18 protein-coding genes are annotated in these 18,475 nt (G+C 37.3%); 16 read left to right on the top strand and 2 right to left on the bottom strand.

Going from position 1 to position 18,475, the window contains the following annotated elements; translation table 11 throughout:
* The first annotated feature begins 79 nt into the window (after window positions 1–79).
* From ZPR_RS20220 to mobB, 13 genes are all read left to right on the top strand, one after another.
* Window positions 80–1,312, top strand: coding sequence for an MFS transporter (locus tag ZPR_RS20220; RefSeq protein ID WP_008610752.1), 1,233 nt, complete (start codon window positions 80–82; stop codon window positions 1,310–1,312).
* Between the two features lie 4 nt (window positions 1,313–1,316).
* Entirely contained in the window at window positions 1,317–1,565 is a 249-nt protein-coding gene (locus ZPR_RS20215) for a (2Fe-2S) ferredoxin domain-containing protein (protein ID WP_008610753.1), read from the top strand.
* Between the two features lie 398 nt (window positions 1,566–1,963).
* Entirely contained in the window at window positions 1,964–2,731 is a 768-nt protein-coding gene (locus ZPR_RS20210) for a DUF6577 family protein (protein ID WP_008610754.1), read from the top strand.
* The gene (locus ZPR_RS20205) at window positions 2,724–3,833 is read left to right on the top strand and encodes a nucleotidyl transferase AbiEii/AbiGii toxin family protein (protein WP_013073644.1); all 1,110 of its coding nucleotides are present in this window, start codon (window positions 2,724–2,726) and stop codon (window positions 3,831–3,833) included. The genes ZPR_RS20210 and ZPR_RS20205 overlap by 8 nt, the downstream gene beginning before the upstream one ends.
* A gap of 67 nt (window positions 3,834–3,900) precedes the next feature.
* Window positions 3,901–5,739 (top strand): P-loop NTPase fold protein, encoded by a 1,839-nt coding sequence (locus ZPR_RS20200; protein WP_008610759.1) that lies wholly within the window; start codon window positions 3,901–3,903, stop codon window positions 5,737–5,739.
* Between the two features lie 626 nt (window positions 5,740–6,365).
* Entirely contained in the window at window positions 6,366–6,527 is a 162-nt protein-coding gene (locus ZPR_RS23530; RefSeq protein WP_008610760.1) for a hypothetical protein, read from the top strand.
* A 454-nt stretch (window positions 6,528–6,981) separates the two neighbouring features.
* On the top strand, window positions 6,982–7,152 hold the full coding sequence (locus ZPR_RS23525; protein WP_159106029.1) for a hypothetical protein: 171 nt from the start codon (window positions 6,982–6,984) through the stop codon (window positions 7,150–7,152).
* A 57-nt stretch (window positions 7,153–7,209) separates the two neighbouring features.
* The gene (locus ZPR_RS20195; protein WP_008610761.1) at window positions 7,210–7,554 is read left to right on the top strand and encodes a single-stranded DNA-binding protein; all 345 of its coding nucleotides are present in this window, start codon (window positions 7,210–7,212) and stop codon (window positions 7,552–7,554) included.
* A 73-nt stretch (window positions 7,555–7,627) separates the two neighbouring features.
* Complete coding sequence (locus ZPR_RS20190) at window positions 7,628–7,984, top strand: single-stranded DNA-binding protein (RefSeq protein ID WP_008610762.1); 357 nt, start codon at window positions 7,628–7,630, stop codon at window positions 7,982–7,984.
* A 64-nt stretch (window positions 7,985–8,048) separates the two neighbouring features.
* Window positions 8,049–8,429, top strand: coding sequence for a DUF6876 family protein (locus tag ZPR_RS20185; RefSeq protein ID WP_008610763.1), 381 nt, complete (start codon window positions 8,049–8,051; stop codon window positions 8,427–8,429).
* Between the two features lie 11 nt (window positions 8,430–8,440).
* Window positions 8,441–8,638 (top strand): hypothetical protein, encoded by a 198-nt coding sequence (locus ZPR_RS20180; RefSeq protein ID WP_008610764.1) that lies wholly within the window; start codon window positions 8,441–8,443, stop codon window positions 8,636–8,638.
* 442 nt (window positions 8,639–9,080) lie between these two features.
* Complete coding sequence (locus ZPR_RS20175) at window positions 9,081–9,461, top strand: BfmA/BtgA family mobilization protein (protein ID WP_008610765.1); 381 nt, start codon at window positions 9,081–9,083, stop codon at window positions 9,459–9,461.
* Between the two features lie 11 nt (window positions 9,462–9,472).
* Window positions 9,473–10,504, top strand: a complete 1,032-nt coding sequence (mobB, locus tag ZPR_RS20170) for a MobB family relaxase (protein WP_008610766.1) — start codon at window positions 9,473–9,475, stop codon at window positions 10,502–10,504.
* Between the two features lie 266 nt (window positions 10,505–10,770).
* On the opposite strand, the gene ZPR_RS20165 is transcribed toward mobB, so the two are convergent.
* Together ZPR_RS20165 and ZPR_RS20160 are read right to left on the bottom strand one after the other, a co-directional pair.
* Window positions 10,771–11,445, bottom strand: coding sequence for an imelysin family protein (locus tag ZPR_RS20165; RefSeq protein ID WP_187288245.1), 675 nt, complete (start codon window positions 11,443–11,445; stop codon window positions 10,771–10,773).
* Between the two features lie 72 nt (window positions 11,446–11,517).
* A complete protein-coding gene (locus ZPR_RS20160; protein ID WP_031427476.1) occupies window positions 11,518–12,738 on the bottom strand; it encodes a DUF4856 domain-containing protein in 1,221 nt (406 codons plus the stop codon).
* 248 nt (window positions 12,739–12,986) lie between these two features.
* Between ZPR_RS20160 and ZPR_RS20155 the strand changes: the two genes are divergently transcribed.
* The 3 genes from ZPR_RS20155 to ZPR_RS20145 all read left to right on the top strand — a co-directional run bounded on the left by ZPR_RS20155 (window position 12,987) and on the right by ZPR_RS20145 (window position 18,473).
* Window positions 12,987–13,403, top strand: a complete 417-nt coding sequence (locus ZPR_RS20155; protein WP_013073638.1) for an HYC_CC_PP family protein — start codon at window positions 12,987–12,989, stop codon at window positions 13,401–13,403.
* Window positions 13,404–13,506: 103 nt separating this feature from the next.
* A complete protein-coding gene (locus ZPR_RS20150) occupies window positions 13,507–17,259 on the top strand; it encodes an efflux RND transporter permease subunit (protein WP_013073637.1) in 3,753 nt (1,250 codons plus the stop codon).
* Window positions 17,256–18,473, top strand: coding sequence for a TolC family protein (locus ZPR_RS20145; protein WP_013073636.1), 1,218 nt, complete (start codon window positions 17,256–17,258; stop codon window positions 18,471–18,473). The genes ZPR_RS20150 and ZPR_RS20145 overlap by 4 nt, the downstream gene beginning before the upstream one ends.
* Window positions 18,474–18,475 lie beyond the last annotated feature (2 nt).

The following is an 18,475-nucleotide window of genomic DNA, read 5'->3' as shown; positions in this document are numbered from 1 at the left end:
TTCTACGCCCAATTGAAATACCCTTCCATTCAGCAGGCACAAATTAAACTTTTGAACTCAATTAATATTTAGAGAATTAATGAAACTGTCAAAACTATTAGAACCATTCCAAGCTTTACGTAATCGTTTATTCGCAAAACTTTATTTGGCACAGACCATAAGTTTATTGGGCGATGCCTTTACGTGGGTCGGGTTGGCTCTTTTGGCATATCAGTTCGGCGAAGAAAGGGCTGCGGTCATATTGGCAACAGCTCTTACTTTACGAGTTACTGCATTCATTATATTTTCGCCTTTTGCAGGCGTATTAGCAGATAGGATTAGCCGAAAGAAAATACTATACACCACACATTTTGTAAGAATGGTTATAGTTGGCTGTTTGCCTTTTGTAACTGAAGAATGGCAAATTTATGTTCTCATTTTTCTTATGAATGTTTTCAACGCATTTTTTAGTCCGACCTATCGAGCTATTATTCCGCAGATTGTAGATAAATCCATATACCGTCAAGCCATAGGTTTATCAGCAGCCACGTATCAGCTTTTAGGAGTTTTGGGGCCAGGCTTGGCAGGAATTTTAGCCATCTGGTTGGGTGCAAGGGAAATATTTTTTGTCGATGCTGCTACTTTTGTGATAGCAGGTATTTTATTGTTAAGCCTTCCGAAAAGTAAGTTGGATGTAGTCCCAGACGAAATCGAGGGTAAAATAAAGCCAACCACTTGGCAAGATGTTTTAAAAGGCATTAAATTACTATTTTCCAATCAATACGTGCGCTTTGCATTATTCATTGAATTTGTATCTGCGATTGCGGGCGCACTTATTTTGGTAAACACCATCGTATTGGTCAAAGGTGGATTGGAACTTACAGATAAGGACTATGGAATCATAATGGCAGCTTTCGCTATTGGCGCAATGGTAGCAGCCTTTGTTTCTGGAGCAATTGATAAATCCAAATCAAGACGTATCTCTCTTATTATTGGAGCTCTGATATTAGGGGTGGCCATAAGTTTTGCCAATTATCTCGATTTTTCAATGCTATTCATTGTATGGATTATTGCGGGACTTGGTCAAAGCCTTGCGGAGATTCCATCCGAAACACTTATCGGAGAAACAGTTCCAGTTGAAGAACAAGGTAAAGTGTATGGTTCTCATTTTGCATTTTCACATCTCTGGTGGGCATTTGCATATCCATTGGCAGGTTTTTTGGGAACTACATATCCCAATCAAAGTTTTTTATATGGTGGTATTATAACATTAGTATTATTAGTGCTGGTGGTTATTTTTTTAAGACCAAAAAAAATTAAGCTCAAAAAATAGAATTATGGCAGAATCTAAAAATAATAAGTCAGTAATTTATCGATGCGACGGCGTAAAATGCCGAAAGAAAAAGGGAAAGCTTTTAGATTATTATATTAAGAAATATAAACTAAAAGATAAAATAGAAGTCGACGATATGGACTGCAACAACAAGTGCGAACAAGCACCCGTTATGCACCTTCATCCAGAGGATATATGGTTTTCGGAGAAAGATTTAGGAACAATCGTTAAAAGACATATTTTAAATAAATAATCGGTTTAAATTGAAAACAAAAACACCTTCTTACTTTGGTAGGGAGGTTTTTTTATGCCATTACATTTATAATCCCAATCAGCACAATCCCCTACATTCCGTTGCTCTACATTTCGAGAAAAGAGCTTCACTAACAAAGGTCTTGGACACAATTCCAAAATTTTAGATTTCCACTACGCTATACCCCCCCAAAAAAGCGGAAAACACTTCATTCCCAATCTACCTTTAAAGTTAAGTCCGCTTTTAAGACTACCTCAAGCGACAACTTTAGTTGATATTTAATTAAAGCCAAAAATAACCATTTCAAATATTTACCACTTTATTGATGTAGTGGCGATAATTAGTTTTCAAATATTCGCCACTTTTTTGTATTTTTGGCAAAGTTTTGATATTGTATTATGCCAAAAATTATAGAAAACAAGCTTATAGAAGCGTTTAAGGAGCGAAGTTCTTTTGACAGGGACGAGCTATTTCAGTTCTATTTGGACTTTGAACCAGATTTGAAGGAAAGTACATTTAGTTGGCGCATTTACGACCTGAAGAAAAAAGACATCATCAAAACTATTGGTCGTGGATTGTATGTTATATCCTATAAACCCAAGTATAGACCAGTACTGTCTGATAGTGTTCTAAAAATAGCAAGTAAGACCAATGAACGATTTGAGGAAATCCAATATGCTATATGGGAAAACCAATGGCTCAATGAATTTACGCAGCATCAAGTATCCAATCAAATGATTGTAGTAGAAGTGGAAAAGGAATTTACAGAATCACTATACTATTATCTAAATGATTCCTTGAAAATGGATTTTTTCTTGAATCCCGATGACAAGGAAATTGAATTCTACATTTCCGAGAGTGCTGTTCCCGTGGTCATAAAACGTCTCGTCACCAGAGCACCGATAAGTAAATTGAAAGACAAAAAAAATGTAGTTCCAGTTGCAACGCTTGAAAAAATAATGGTGGACTTGTTTGCCGATGAAAACCTGTACCATTTTTACCAAGGCTCTGAACTCATAAATATTTATGAAAAAATACTTGAGCGATACAGTATTAATTTCACAAAGTTCTTTAGCTATGCGAAAAGACGAAAGAAAGAACAGGAAATCAAGCAATTTATGAATAACCACATACCGAATATTTTAGAGGACATAATCAATGATTGAAAACAAAAGCTTCACAAAAGAGTGGCTGGATATTTTTCGGTCAAAAAAAGAACATAAAGGCATTAATGTGACCATTTTGGAAAAAATGGTTCACGCATTCTCTTTATTAGAACATCTAAAGATAGAAGGACTTGATTTTGTTTTTAAAGGCGGCACATCGCTCGTACTCTTACTTGAAGAAGGCAATCGGTTTTCAATCGACATTGATATCATTTCAAGTGTAAAACGCGACCCATTGAAAAAAATTCTCGATGCGGTTGTTGCCAACTCACATTTTAAAAGCCACATCTTGAATGAGCGTCGAAGTTATAAAGAAGGTGTTCCAAAGGCACATTATACTTTTGAATTTGACTCGGTTTACAACCCGAATGTTTCAGGAACAATTCTGCTGGACATTCTTTTTGACAGTCCGCATTATCCAGAACTTATAGAATCTGCCATAGAAGTATCTTGGCTTTCGGTCGCTGGAACTACAACGACGATTACAACACCATCGGTAAATTCCATCTGTGGCGATAAGCTTACTGCTTTTGCGCCAGAGACCATTGGTATTCCATATTATAAGGGCGACCAGTTATTTACAATGGAAATCTGTAAGCAATTGTTCGATTTAGGGAAGTTGTTTGAAAACATTACAGATATGTCTATTGTTAAGGCAAGTTTTTCCGCTTTCTCGAAAGCGGAACTATCCTATCGTAGTTCCGATAAAGATTTCGGCAAAAGAAACCTCAAAGAAACAGATGTTCTTTGGGATTCCATAAACACCTGTGCCATCATCGCCAAAAGGGAACGCAATCCAACCAAGGAAACAAAAAAGAAGTTTGACGAATTAAACCGTGGCATACGCAGTTTTGGAAGTGCGTTTTTGATGACAGGAAATTTCAGGATAGAGGAAGCTCTTGCAGCTTCGGCCAGAGTAGCCTATTTGAATACACTTTTATTGCAACCCGAAATTACTGAAATTGAATATTACGAAGGACAAGGTATAAGCGAACTTACTATTGAAAATGTAGAATGGGCATACTTGAACAAATTGAAACGCCAGCCGGATAAGTCTATATTTTATTACTGGTACAAGGCAGTGGAATTGTTACCAGTTTAAAAGGAGTAGGATGGCAAAAACCAAGAGAAATTCGAGATTAGTAATAAACAGTTAAACACAAAACAATATGCAAACAGCACATATTGAAGAGATTTTTAAAGAATATTTAAGGAAAGAAGCAACACAATACGCTTTACTTATTAATGGTACTTGGGGAAGTGGCAAGACATTTTTTTGGAAAACAACGCTGCACGCAATGGTAAAAAAACAAGAGCTAAAGCCATTATATATTTCGTTGAATGGATTGAAAACCGTAGAGCAGTTGCAACAGCAATTGATGATTAAATTAATTCCCTTTTTTGGAAAGCCTGAAAATAAAGCTTTAAAAAATATAGCAAGACTAACAGGTAACATAGGGAATACCGTAACCAAGTTTTTCAAGGTTGACTTCAGTAATATTTTGAGTGGTGTAACTTTGGATGGCTTAAAATTTAATGATAAAGTTATTTGTTTTGATGACCTTGAAAGATGCCAAATACCTATAAAAGAATTATTCGGCTTTATTAATGACTTCGTAGAGCACAAAAACTTGAAATGTCTAATCTTGGCTGATGCAATTAAAATTGATGACAATGCCAATTATTTAAAGATAAAAGAAAAAGTTATAGGCAGAGAACTTAATTATGAACCTGAACTGGAAAAAGTCCTTCCGACTCTCTATAAAACATATACTATCGAAGATGAGTATTTTACATTTTTAAAGGAAAATAAAGACTATATCTACGGGATATTTTTTGAATATGAAGAATATAATTTGAGAATCATATCGTTCTTTTTAGATAGTCTTTTTAAAATTTACGGAAGTCTGAAAGATGTAGCTTCGGAATTTCAAGAAGAGGTTATTCTGTTTACAGCTCTTATTTCAATTGAGTTCAAGAGAGGTCATTTGAAATCTGATGAGAGTAATGATTTCAACGGACTGGAAAATACATCTTATTTTTGGTATCAAAATAGAGGTAAAAGTGTTCCAATGAATAGCTTCTTTCCAGAAGATAAAAAAGAACCGGAGATAGAGCCAACCTATGCTGAAAAATTCTATTTGAAGTATGTGGAAAGTAGAATCAACGAGTTTCAATTTTACGGAAGCATTTACACTTATATCCTTTCAGGGTATCTTGATATTAAAAATTTAAAAGATGAACTGGAAAAAAGAAAGCCCGAAGAACATCCCGAAGAAGTATTGGAATTTATGAGACTCGTTACTTATGATTTTAGGTCTATTGATGGAAATGAATTTGAAAAATTAGTAGCAAACGTATTACAGAATGCTGAAAAGGGTCTTTATTCTATATATGATTATGATAGGCTCTCAAATTTTTATCATTTTTTTTCACAGAATGGATTAATTGCAAAAACATCGCAAGAAATCGACAATATACTTTCAAAAGGCTTGGATTTAGCTTCAAAGCGCAAGGAAATCAACGATAGAGTTTTTGAAAATTTAGCCCATTTTGCTGTTAGTATACCTGAAATGCAACCAATACGAGACAAAATTATTGCTGTGCATAAAGTCATTAGAGAGGAATCCGAAGCTTCAGAAAGCAATATATTGATGGAATTACTCGAAAATGAACATATTGAAAATTTAAACCAACTGTTTGAGGCAAAGAAATATTCTAAAGATTTTTTAAAGTATATAAATGGGGAACAACTCTTTATCGTTTTAACTTCAGTTAGTAATGGCACATTAGTACACTTTACCAAAGCAATGCAAGAGCGCTATAAGAGTTCGAGTTTAAAACATATGTTTCCAGATGATTTTGACAGTTTAAATCATTTGAAGGTATCAATCGATAATTTAATACTTAAAGACGAAGAACTTGATAAATTGAGAATATTTAATTGGAAAGAATTATTAGAAATCCTTGATAGAGCCTGTAAATTATTAGCAACCGAAGATGAATAGAATTTTATAATTCTACCCTACTTAACAAGAGAATTACATTCCCAGTATCATTCAGCCCATTCCCCTACATTCCGCAAAAAAGCTATATTTCAGGCAAAGCGCTTCATTAAAACAAGTCTTAGACACAACTCCAAAGCTTCCGATTTCCTTTCCACTTGCCCACTCATTCCCAAGAAAATCGGGAAGTGGTCAAACTCCATTTCAACCTACACCTTTCAAGTTAAGTCCGCTTTAAATTCTGTTTCAAGAGAAGAATAAGTTTATAAAATCCGTTCAGCCCATTCCCCTGCATTTCGCGAAAAGCTACATTCCAAGAAAAGAGCTTCCCTACACAGGTCTTGGACACAATCCCCAATTTTGACTTTCCATTTCGTTAACCCTTTCCTATGCTGGAAAGGAACACAACATTCCCTAGCCAAAATCGAGAATCAAATCCGCTTTAAAAAGGAACTTAATTATCATACAATATACACGCAAGGTAAACTCGTAAAATACTTCCATCAAAAGACTACGGCATAAAGCCAACGCTTCTTCCATCACTTATTTATTCCGTTTCCTTTTGAGCCAAGATTTTAGCTTCCGTTTGGTTTCTGCTCAAATATTGTTTAACCAAAAATTTTAACATTATGAAAAATACAGCTGTAAAATCCGACATTTCATTGCAAGAAGCAGAAGAACATTATCAATTAAGTAGTGAAAATTATAATGTCGATAGTGGCGAAAGTCATTTAGCGTACTACAGAGAAAAGCATCCCTTTTACTACCAGATATTATTAAATAATGTTTAATCTAAAAATCAGAAAGAACTTTTTGTAGAGTGAGTTAACTACTCACCAAAGTAATATTAACCTTTTATCGAATTCAATTTTTTTAACCCGTTCAGCACATTCCCCTACATTCCGCGAAAAGCTACATTCCGGGAAAAGAGCTTCCCTACAAAAGTCTTGGACACCATCCCCAATTTCTACTTTCCATTCCGCTTACCCGCTCCGCTGCGCTGGAACGGGACGCTTCATTCCCAATCCGAAATCGTGAACGGAGTCCGCCAAATCGGAATTCCATTTAATCATTTGGTGCCACTTCCTATGTTATTGTACTTCACAAAGTCTTTAGAAATACTTCCGCACCCTCGCTGCCCTAACCTTTTTTTGCCAGCAAAATACCAACATTTTGAACTTGAACAGACTGCATAAACCGTTACGCTGCGCTTCACTTTTTATAAGTCCTTATCAATTCAAAATCTTGAAACTGTATCAGCAACAAAAAAAAGGTAACAGCGAGGGCGCTATGGGAAGTAAATCTAAAATAAAACTTATGAAATCTTACAAAAACATACAAAAGGAAGCGGCACCAAAAAAAACAAAAAAGGAAAACGCTCAAGATATAATAAGTAAATCACTTCAAAAAATATAACAATAAACTGTCTGAATAGTTCAGATAGCATTTTAATTAATCTTTAAATATTTTATTATGAGTACTTTAAAAAATCACGTACAGTTAATCGGAAACGTTGGACAAGAGCCAACCATTACAAACCTTGAAAGCGGTAAAAAAGTAGCCCGTTTTTCACTCGCAACTAACGAGTATTACAAGGATGCCAAAGGCGAAAAACAAACAGAAACCAATTGGCATACCGTTGTGGCTTGGGGCAAGACTGCCGAAATTATCGAAAAATTTGTAGGTAAAGGCAAGGAAGTAGGTGTTACGGGAAAATTGAAATCCCGAAGCTACGAGGACAAAGAGGGTATCAAACGATATGTTACCGAAATCGAAGCAAATGAAATCCTTTTGCTTGGAAGCAAGAATGATAAGTAATCATTGAAATTTTAGAGGGCGTACCTCTCGAAAGTTGCGCCCTTTTTTATTAATAATCTTTAAAACTTTTATTATGAAAACTATTAAAAATCACGTTCAGTTAATCGGGAACATTGGGCAAGACCCACAGGTTACAAATCTTGAAAATGGAAAAATTGTGGCGCAGTTCTCAATGGCTACAAATGAAAATTACAAGGATGCAAAAGGCGAAAAACAATCTGAAACCCATTGGCATAGTGTTGTGGCTTGGGGAAAACTCGCTACAATTATTGAAAAATATGCAGTAGTAGGAAAACAAATTGCTATTGAAGGCAAATTGGCACAACGCTCTTATGAAACCAAGGAAGGCGAAAAACGATACTATACCGAAGTTGTAGCAAGGGAAATTCTTTTGCTCGGGTCTAAAATGGTAAGTAACCATAAAAATTAAAGAGGACGTTCTCGTCGAAAATTGCGCCCTCTTTTTAATTATCCACTAATAAAAATAGATAACAATGAAAGCACAAGTTAACGAAATCAAAGAAGGATTGCAACATTTTCACGGAACGGAAATGTTCTACCAAATCCCATTATTAAGAACACGTTTTACAGACGGACTAAAATATCTTGCCAATGTAGCAGATTGTTTTTGGCTCATTACGGACACTTCCGTAATTGCAAAAAGTCTAATGAACCGAAGCGAATTTGTAACCATAGACTTCAAAAGATTGCCCGAAGATAAGCAGGATTTTACAGGCTATGAAGCAGAGATAATATACAGCGATGGCAACAACAATATTTTGGAAAAACACGGTTATCGGGTAACTGATTTTCCGCTCGATGAACTGCGGTTATTTTTTGTAAATGATACGTTGATGTTACCAAGCGAATACTAAAATTTAAAGCTATGGTTTATCTAAATTTTACAGACTTGAGCGAGGAGGCTCAAAACCGTCTTTTGGAAGATTCCAAAAAGGATGTGGAACGAAAATTTGGCGACGATATTCGCAAATACGTAAGAGAAAATTACACCTGTTTTGAAACGATGATAGAGGAAGAAGCATTGCGAAATTTATATTCCTATACGTTTGTATTTAACATCTAATTTTCTAAATTTTATAGTCAAGCACCTCTAAATTTTTGGAGGTGTTTTTGTATGCAATTAATTTCAAGTCGAGAAAAAAGCGTATCTTTATTTCGCTGAAATTCAGCACACATAAATTAATATAGTTATCCCATTTTTAACTTTCGCTGATAGCTATATCCATCTATAATTTACATATAGGAATTTTCGGATTCCTAAAAGGCAATTGGCTTTTTAGCCAGATTGTATGAAATTTTTGTCACGCTTTGGCGTGACGAAAAGGAATAGCAAGAGGGTAACGGGCAGAGCCACGTTACATATTCCTTTTAGCGTATAATCCATTGATTTTAAAATACTTGAAAATTAATGGATTATATAAATTTCTTCGATTTGCGTCAAATGCCCCCACACAGTCTGTAAACAGGGATGGATTTACGTCAAACACAAAAAAAAGCGAAAGAAAATGGATTCATTCATCACCATCAGGTTCAAAAGGAAAACTGCCAAACGTTTTCAGGAATTTTCAAAAAAGCACTTCAAGACACATACGGAAACGATGGAAGCCATTCTTGATTTTTTCTTCTACAATGAGATATCTCCAAAAGAAAAATTAGGTCCGACAGGACGAACCATCGAAGCCAAGTTACTGAAAAGAATCAATGCAGTAATCGCTATAATGAGGGATGTTGAAAAGACCCAAACCAAGCCTACAGTTGCAATGATTCAATCCCTTTTTGAGACAGAACAGCCAAGCAAAAAACCTTTGATAGTGGAAAAGAAATATGCCGAAGAAAAAAAGAAAGTACGCTTTCGCGAAAAGCAAAATCTTAATAACGACCTCTAAAATTTTAAGCTATGTACATAACAATAACACCTCAAAAAATGGGAAGCAATTATTCTAAAAGTTCGGCTGATTTTGTGGGTTATCTGGAGAAGGAAAACCAAGGACTGGAACAGCAGGATATGGAACATTTTTTTAACCAATACGGCGACGAGATTTCAGCAGAGGAAGTGGTCAAGGAAATTGATGGCAATACGGCAAAACTCGAAAAGCACGAACCACGGTTTTATTCCATTACCGTAAGCCCATCTAAATACGAACTGAAACGGTTGCAGAACCATAGTGAGGATTTGCAAAAATACACCCGTGAGACTATGAAGGATTATGTGGCTTCATTTAATCGCGAAATCAATGGGCGACCCATTACAATCGATGATATAAAATACTATGCTAAAATTGAACACCAAAGAGCCTTTAAAGGAACGGACTTTCAGATAAAAGAAAACCAACCGTATGCCACAAAAATACTTCAACTAAAAACTGAAATCCGAAATGTGCAAGATGGACGAGCAGAAGGGAATGTGAAAAAATTGGAAAAAGAAATAGGGAAACTCGAAAGAGAAGCCCCACACCAACAGAACGGAAAACGAATCGTACAAGGAATGCCAAAAGCAGGAAACCAAAGTCATATCCATATTATTGTGAGCCGTAAGGATGCTTCCAATAAATTCTCTTTGTCCCCAGGAAGTAAATACAAAGCTTCTGATGTTGAATTAAATGGTAAAACGGTAAAACGGGGATTTGATAGGGATGGGTTTTTTGAGAAAGCGGAAAAGACTTTTGACAAGTCTTTTGGCTATCAAAGGAACTTTGCTGAAACTTATAAAGCAAGAAAGGATTTCAACAAGAATCCGAAAATCTATTTTGCTTCACTAATGAAACTGCCCACCAATGAAAAAGCGATTGCGTTCAAATTAATGCGTGAAAGTAATATTCCAATAATGCCGAGTATTCCGGTCACGCAAGCACAATTGGCAATGAAAATTTTTAATAGGCTACGACGTGGTGCGGAAGTGGCCATTAAATCGAGTTCCATCGGAATCTAATCTAAAACTATGCAAATGGACAATCTCGTAACGGTACTTTTTATTATTGGTTTGGCCAGTAGTGTTTTTTATGGAATATTTCGGATAAGCAGATATGCATTTGTCGTCAATTTTCTATTGATTGGTGCTTTTGTGTATTATTTAAATGAACAATTACCATTGTTTCAAATAGCACTTTATTTGGTTTGTCCTCTGACATTAATTAATATAGTAATGTATGTATTCTTACATAAAACGGACGAGCCTAAAAGTGGAAATGCCAAATATCAAGTCAATTTTGCCACCACGAAAGGAAATTTTAAACTGGATAACATCAAACGAGGTGCATCCATAATAGGTTCTGCCGGAAGTGGAAAGACCGAGAGTGTTGTGGTCAATTGCAGGATAGTTTCCGTAAGGGTGCCGAGATAATTTTTATATCCCAGGGCATTGCCGTTGGTAGTATAGAAACTTACAATTTCGGTATCTGTTGCTCCAAGACCGTTGATCAGATAATCTATAGCAGGGAAACCCTGTACATCCATTGTAGATGGCAAGGCCAGATCGTAAGAACCGGTGGCTACAAAATCTTCAATTTTTTGGGTGTTTGATGGATAAATATTCAGTCGGTTTCTGTACCGTAACTCTTCGGCCTTGCCTATTTCGAACATAGAGACCTTTTGAAAGGAAATGTAGGCCGCTGTCCACGAGGCGCGCAAACTCTGTAGGCTTGCCTCTGTAGGCTCATTTGAATAGACCGTTGCGGCATTGTTCAGGTTTTCGGCCTCTGTTTTAAAAGAAGTATATGCAGGGACAATGATATTATCTGCCCAATTTAAAAGCATTGCGCCACGATCAAAATTATTGTTAGCCGGTGGCAAGTTTTCGTTCCCATTATCTTTTGAACACGCTACAATCAGCAGTCCGATACTAATAAAACTCCAAAGTTTCCAGTGTTTCATAACTATTTTTTTTAAATCAACCGATTTTTCCATCGGCGGTAAATCGGTTGATGTGGCTAATTCAATTTTTATTTAATTTGCGCTGGCAGCTTGCTCGACCGTGAAGTCAAATTTAGCGGCAATAGCTTCAGTAATACTGTCCAGTGTTGAAGGTTCAAGGTCCCAAAAACCATTGAGTCCATCCGCCAAGAGAGCAGATGTAAAACCATCAACTTCGCTTGTGCTAAAGAAGGAAGTATCTGTACTCTGGTTTCTAGTAAAACGCAAGCTAAAAACAAACCCATAACCCTCAGAAAGGTTTTGGAATGCGGCGCCAAAATCACCGTTTGCAAGCAAATTTTTTCCTTGTTGTAAATAGTATACCGCACGTATGGCAATTACCTCGGATATTTTTTGACGTATAATGGCAGCCTGGGTATCCCGTACTGTATAATCTTTTGCCACTATCGCGGCACGACCCAATTTGAATGCATCAAAAATATCGGCAGCAATGGTAGAAAAATCCGGGTCTGCGTTTACTGTGCCCAAATAATCATTCAAAAAACTATCATCGCCCCCAATGGTTACATTCGGGTTGGCTGCATCAACGGATGTTCCGTAGAGGTATCCATAGGCCTCGTCCCAATTATGTTCCATCGTGGTAAAGGTCTCTCCATCCTCTGTAATCCCATTGTCGTTGTCCGCAACTTTATTATCAGCATCAAGAACAGCTATGCTGAGATAGTTGTTAAGCATCTGATCTGCCATCAGCGCCCCAATAAGGCTTTTTGCAAACATTTGGTTGTACACAAGTCCTTTAGCGTTAACATACCGGGTTTTTGTCCCATCGGCAAGTTGACCGGCACTGCCAGCGACTGCTAGGACATCCTTGTTAGGGAATACCTCATTGACCTGACCGGAAATATAGCTATCGAATAGGTTTCTTATAGCTGCCGCTTCTGTGGTGTTTGCGCTAAAATAATCTTGGGACGCAGCCGTTTTACTGCGTACGTTTTTATCTGACGCATTTAAGGCAGCGTCTGAAAAATCTAGGTCCCCTTCCTGATGTGCATACATTGCCTGCAAGGATATCACAGTCGTGTTTTCGAAATCTGTAAAGGAATTAAGGATTTCTTCAGCCATTAAAATTCGGGTGGTCTGGCCACTAAAATCCACTGTGGATTGTCCATCTCTTTCGAAGGTGTAGTTTGAAGGCACCTCAATGTTTGAGGTTTCAGTAATCGGCTCATCATCAGAAGAACACGAAGCAAAAATAAGGCTTCCTATAATTGCGGTAAAAAACATTTTTTTCATCATTAAATTTATTTAGACTTAATATAAGTAAGTGATTATTTCAGCGACAAAAATAGAAATGAAATTTAAAAAAACAAACTTATTTAGAACAATTCTTAATAATAAATTTAAAACAGGTTTGTATTCGGCATTTTTCTAGAAATTAGATAATCTTTCATATAGATTTAGGAGAATATGTTGCATATGAAATCAAAATTATTTGTTAAATAAAGAAAATTTACTTGAAATTTTGTATTTTTGTAAAATTAATGAAGAAAATCTTTTTTAAAATATCAACATTCTCTATGGCACTGTTAGTGTTGTTGTCAACCGTATCATTTACGGTAGATAGTCATTATTGTGGAGATATTTTTGTGGACTCTTCATTATTTGGTCACGCTCAAACTTGCGGTATGGATGTTCAACAGCAATCGCAGTCATCAGAGTGTGATATTTCTAAAAAAGATTGCTGTAGTGATGAACAAGTGATTGTTGAAGGGCAAGATACTTTAAAAACATCGTTCGACAAATTAGATAAAGACCAACAACTATTTGTTGCTGCTTTTATCCATACCTATATACACTTATTTTTCGAATCTCAAGAAGATTTAAATTCATACAGAGATTATACGCCTCCTCCCTTGGTCAGGGATATTCAAGTTTTAGACCAGACTTTCCTTATTTGATTTTTAAGTAATTAGAACTGTAGTCCTGCATTAATTTGTTTTGGACATTTCTGCTTGTTTGTCACTTTTAAACAAGATTTATAATTACTTAATAATCATTTCTATGCTGAATAAAAGCATCAAATTTCTAATAGAAAATAAATTAGTAGCTGTTTTACTATTAGCTTTGTTCGTCGGTTGGGGCGTTGTAAACGCACCTTTTAATTGGGAGACCGGTATTTTGCCTACTGACCCTGTAGCTGTGGATGCCATTCCCGATATTGGTGAAAACCAACAAATTGTTTTTACCAAATGGCAAGGGCGCTCGCCACAGGATATTGAAGACCAAATTACGTATCCACTTACAACTTCGCTTCTAGGTATTCCAGGCGTGAAAACTATTCGTAGTTCCTCTATGTTTGGGTTTTCCAGTATCTATATCATTTTTGAAGAAGATGTGGAGTTTTACTGGTCACGTAGTCGCATTCTCGAAAAACTCAATTCGCTTCCTTCCAACTTGCTGCCAGATGGCGTTAACCCAGCTTTGGGCCCTGATGCCACAGGTTTAGGACAAATATTCTGGTACACCCTAGAAGGTCGTGACAAGGATGGTAATGTAACCGGTGGTTGGGATTTACAGGAACTGCGTAGTATACAGGATTATTATGTGAAATACGGATTGTCATCGGCAAGTGGTGTTTCCGAAGTAGCGTCTATCGGCGGTTATGTTCAGGAATATCAAGTAGATGTGGACCCGGAGAAAATGCGCCAATACAATATTGGATTAAGTGCCATTGTCAAAGCCGTTAAGCAGAGCAACCAAGATATTGGTGCACAAACATTGGAAATCAATCAGGCCGAATATCTGGTTCGTGGTTTGGGCTATGTAAAATCCGTTGCAGATATTGAAAATGCCGTGGTCACTTCAGAGAATTTTACGTCTATCCGAATAAAAGACATCGCAACTGTTCATTTGGGACCGCAAACTCGTCGTGGTATTTTAGATAAAGAAGGTGCCGAAGTTGTTGGTGGTGTTGTGGTAGCGCGATATGGCGCCAACCCTATGGAAGTTATCAATAATGTAAAAGAGCAAATCGCTGAACTGTCATCTGGGCTTCCAACAAAAGTTCTGGCAGATGGCCGCACCTCACAAGTGACCATTGTCCCCTTTTACGACCGTACCCAGCTTATTCAAGAGACCCTACACACGCTTAATGAAGCACTCACGCTTGAAATCTTAATAACCATTCTGGTCATTATCGTAATGGTGTTCAACCTACGCGCATCCATCTTAATTTCAGGTTTGTTACCCGTTGCAGTATTAATGGTTTTCATTGCAATGAAACTTTTTGATGTAGATGCAAATATTGTAGCATTGTCAGGGATTGCCATTGCTATAGGTACAATGGTGGATGTGGGCGTTATACTGGCCGAAAATATGATTCGGCATTTGGAAGATGAAAAATTACGCTTTCGCGAAAGCGGAATCGAGTACACCACAAATGAAATCATCTACAATGCAACTGCTGAAGTTTCTGGTGCAATTTTAACGGCAGTATTAACAACCATTATCAGTTTTATTCCTGTATTCACTATGATAGGTGCTGAAGGAAAGTTGTTTCGTCCACTCGCATTTACAAAGACAATGGCGCTCACGGCGTCTTTGGTTATCGCCCTTTTCTTGATACCACCATTTGCCGCATTCCTTTTCAAAAAGAGTACTATTAGGGAGCACGCTAAATATATTATTAATGCTGTTCTCATCGTCCTTGGTATCACAGCCATCTTCTATGGTTATTGGTTGGGTATTATATTAATTGCCTATGGAATCGTTGCAATTTTGAGTGTACGCGATATTATCACGGCAAAAAGAGCCAATCTAATACATATCGTTATTTCTTGTATTGCTATTGTTTTCCTTCTAGCCGAATACTGGCGACCACTAGGTTTTGACCGCGGTATTATAATGAACTTGATTTTTGTTGCGATTATCTGTTTCGGATTACTGGGGGCGTTTTCAATTTTCCAAAAATATTACGACACTATATTACGTTGGGCACTTCAAAACCGATTACTGTTTTTAATAATTCCGACCACAGTGTTGATTTTAGGGGCCATAATAATGCGCAACACGGGTAAAGAATTTATGCCATCGCTCAACGAAGGCTCATTCCTGTTAATGCCAACATCCTTGCCACACGCAGGTGTTGAAGAAAACAAGCGTGTGTTACAGCAGCTTGATATGGCCGTAGCCAGTATTCCTGAAATCGAAACGGTAGTAGGTAAATCGGGTAGAACAGAATCTGCTCTTGACCCTGCGCCGCTCTCGATGTATGAAAATGTGATTCAGTATAAGTCTGAATATATGCGAAACAAGAATGGCGAGAGACAACGCTACCGCGTAAACGATGATGGTTTATTTGTTCTGAAAAATGATAAATTCATTATTAATCCAAATAATGAAATCGATGATGACGCTAATTATGAGGCCTCGCAACTAAAAACAAATGCAACCCATAACGATTTAATTGAAGACGGCAGCGGTGAATATTACCGAAACTGGCGGCCAGAAATCGACAGCCCAGACGATATCTGGAATGAGATTGTGAAAGTGACCAAATTTCCAGGGGTGACTTCTGCACCAAAACTACAACCTATCGAGACAAGGCTCGTAATGCTTCAAACAGGTATGCGTGCGCCTATGGGTATAAAAGTTAAAGGGCCAGACTTGAAAACAATAGAAGCTTTTGGTCTACAGCTCGAAGACATTTTAAAACAAGCTGAAGGTGTAAAAGAACAAGCTGTCTTTGCAGACCGTATTGTGGGCAAGCCCTATTTACTAATTGATATAAAACGAGACCAATTGGCACGCTATGGAATTTCCATAATGGATGTTCAGGAAGTACTTCAGGTAGCTGTGGGCGGTATGCCGCTTACTCAAACGGTAGAAGGTCGTGAGCGGTATGGAGTAAGAGTGCGCTATCCGCGTGAGTTGCGTGCAAACCCAGAAGATTTAAAAGATATTTATGTTCCGGTTGAGAAAGGAAGTCCGGTTCCACTGAGCGAATTGGTAGACATACGTTATGAACAAGGTCCACAGGTCATAAAAAGTGAGGACACCTTCTTGATAGGGTATGTACTGTTTGATAAACTCGATGGTTTTGCCGAAGTTGATGTGGTCGAAAATGCCCAAGCGCTCATTCAACAAAAAATAGACAATGGTGATTTGATTGTGCCACAAGGTATTAATTACCGTTTTACGGGTACGTATGAAAATCAGCTGCGCGCAGAAAAAACACTTTCCGTAGTTGTGCCTTTGGCATTGCTTATTATTTTCTTGATTCTGTATTTCCAGTTCCGTTCTGTTTCCACCTCGTTGATGGTATTTACAGGAATCGCAGTTGCCTTTGCAGGTGGCTTTATAATGATTTGGCTTTACGGTCAGGATTGGTTCTTCAATTTCAGCTTTTTTGGTGAGAATATGCGGGATTTGTTCAATATGAAAACCATCAATCTAAGTGTTGCTGTCTGGGTTGGCTTTATTGCGCTTTTTGGTATCGCAACAGATGATGGTGTAGTTATGGCTACCTACCTCACACAAACTTTTGACAGAGAGAATCCCAATGATAAAAAAGGAATCCGACTTGCCACATTAGAAGCTGCTGGAAAGCGAATTCGTCCGTGTTTGATGACTACTGTTACCACCGTGCTTGCACTCTTACCTGTACTTACTTCTACGGGAAAAGGAAGCGATATTATGATACCTATGGCAATCCCCATTTTCGGTGGGATGATTATAGATATTACATCCTACTTTTTAGTACCAGTATTATATAGCTGGAAAAAAGAGTACCAACTTAAACGAGCAAACAAATGAAAAATATAAAAATTATTACCTGTCTTTTGTTTGTTTCCGCTTTCGCGAAAGCGCAACAACTACAATCATACATTGAAGAGGCACAATCTAACAACCCCGAGATTCAAGCCTTTGAACTGCGCTATAACATCGCCGAAGAAAAAGTGAACGAAGCAAACTGGCTGCCTAATACTGAAGTGAGTGCTGGGTACTTTGTCAGTGAGCCCGAGACCCGTGTTGGGGCGCAGAGAGCACGTATTGGCTTTAAGCAAATGTTGCCTTGGTTCGGGACCATAACGGCAAGAGAAAATTATGCAGCCTCAATGGCTGAAGCTGAATATGTGGAAATCATAATTGCCAAAAGAAAACTGGCACTTTCTGTAGCTCAATCCTATTATCGTTTGTATGAAATACAAGCAAAGCAAAGGGTGCTCGATAAGAACATTAAATTATTAGAAACCTATGAGCGTCTTGCCCTTACATCGGTTGAAGTAGGCAAGGCATCTTCTGTTGACGTTTTGAGATTACAGATTCGTCAAAATGAATTGCAACAGCAAAAAGAGGTGCTCGAAGAGGAATTTGGGTCAGAACAAATCACCTTCAATAAGCTACTCAATCGTGATGGAACTATGATGGTTGATGTGGTCACATTAATGGAAATTCCAAGTGAAAACGCCGTATCTGGTAGAGATGCACTATCACTTAATCCTGAACTGCTTAAATATGATAAACTCTACGAATCTATAGCACAATCTGAATTGCTCAACCAGCGTGAGGCATTACCTATGTTTGGTTTTGGGGTTGATTATCTACCAGTGAGCGAGCGAGCGGATATGAATCCAATAGACAATGGAAAGGATATACTAATGCCTATGGTTTCAGTTTCCATTCCCATTTTTAATAATCGGTATAAATCTATTTCAAGGCAAAATGACTTGCGCCAACAAGAAATCGAGACTCAAAAAGCACAACGATTGAATGTTTTGGAATCCGCTTTCGCAAAAGCAATATCGCAACGCAACCAAGCACGAATAGCATATAATACACAAGAGAACAATCTGAAACAAGCAGAAGATGCTGAAGAAATTCTCATTAAAAACTATGAAACGGGCACCATTGATTTTAATGATGTGCTGGATATCCAAGAGTTACAGCTCAAATTTCAGTTAAATCAAGTGGAATCGATACAGAAGTATTACACACAATCTGCAATTGTTAATTACCTAATCAACTAACC

The organism is Zunongwangia profunda SM-A87 (assembly GCF_000023465.1).
GTDB classification, from domain to species: Bacteria; Bacteroidota; Bacteroidia; order Flavobacteriales; family Flavobacteriaceae; genus Zunongwangia; species Zunongwangia profunda.
The sequence above is the reverse complement of the archived record's forward strand: the minus strand, read 5'-3'. Positions and strand labels throughout refer to the sequence as shown.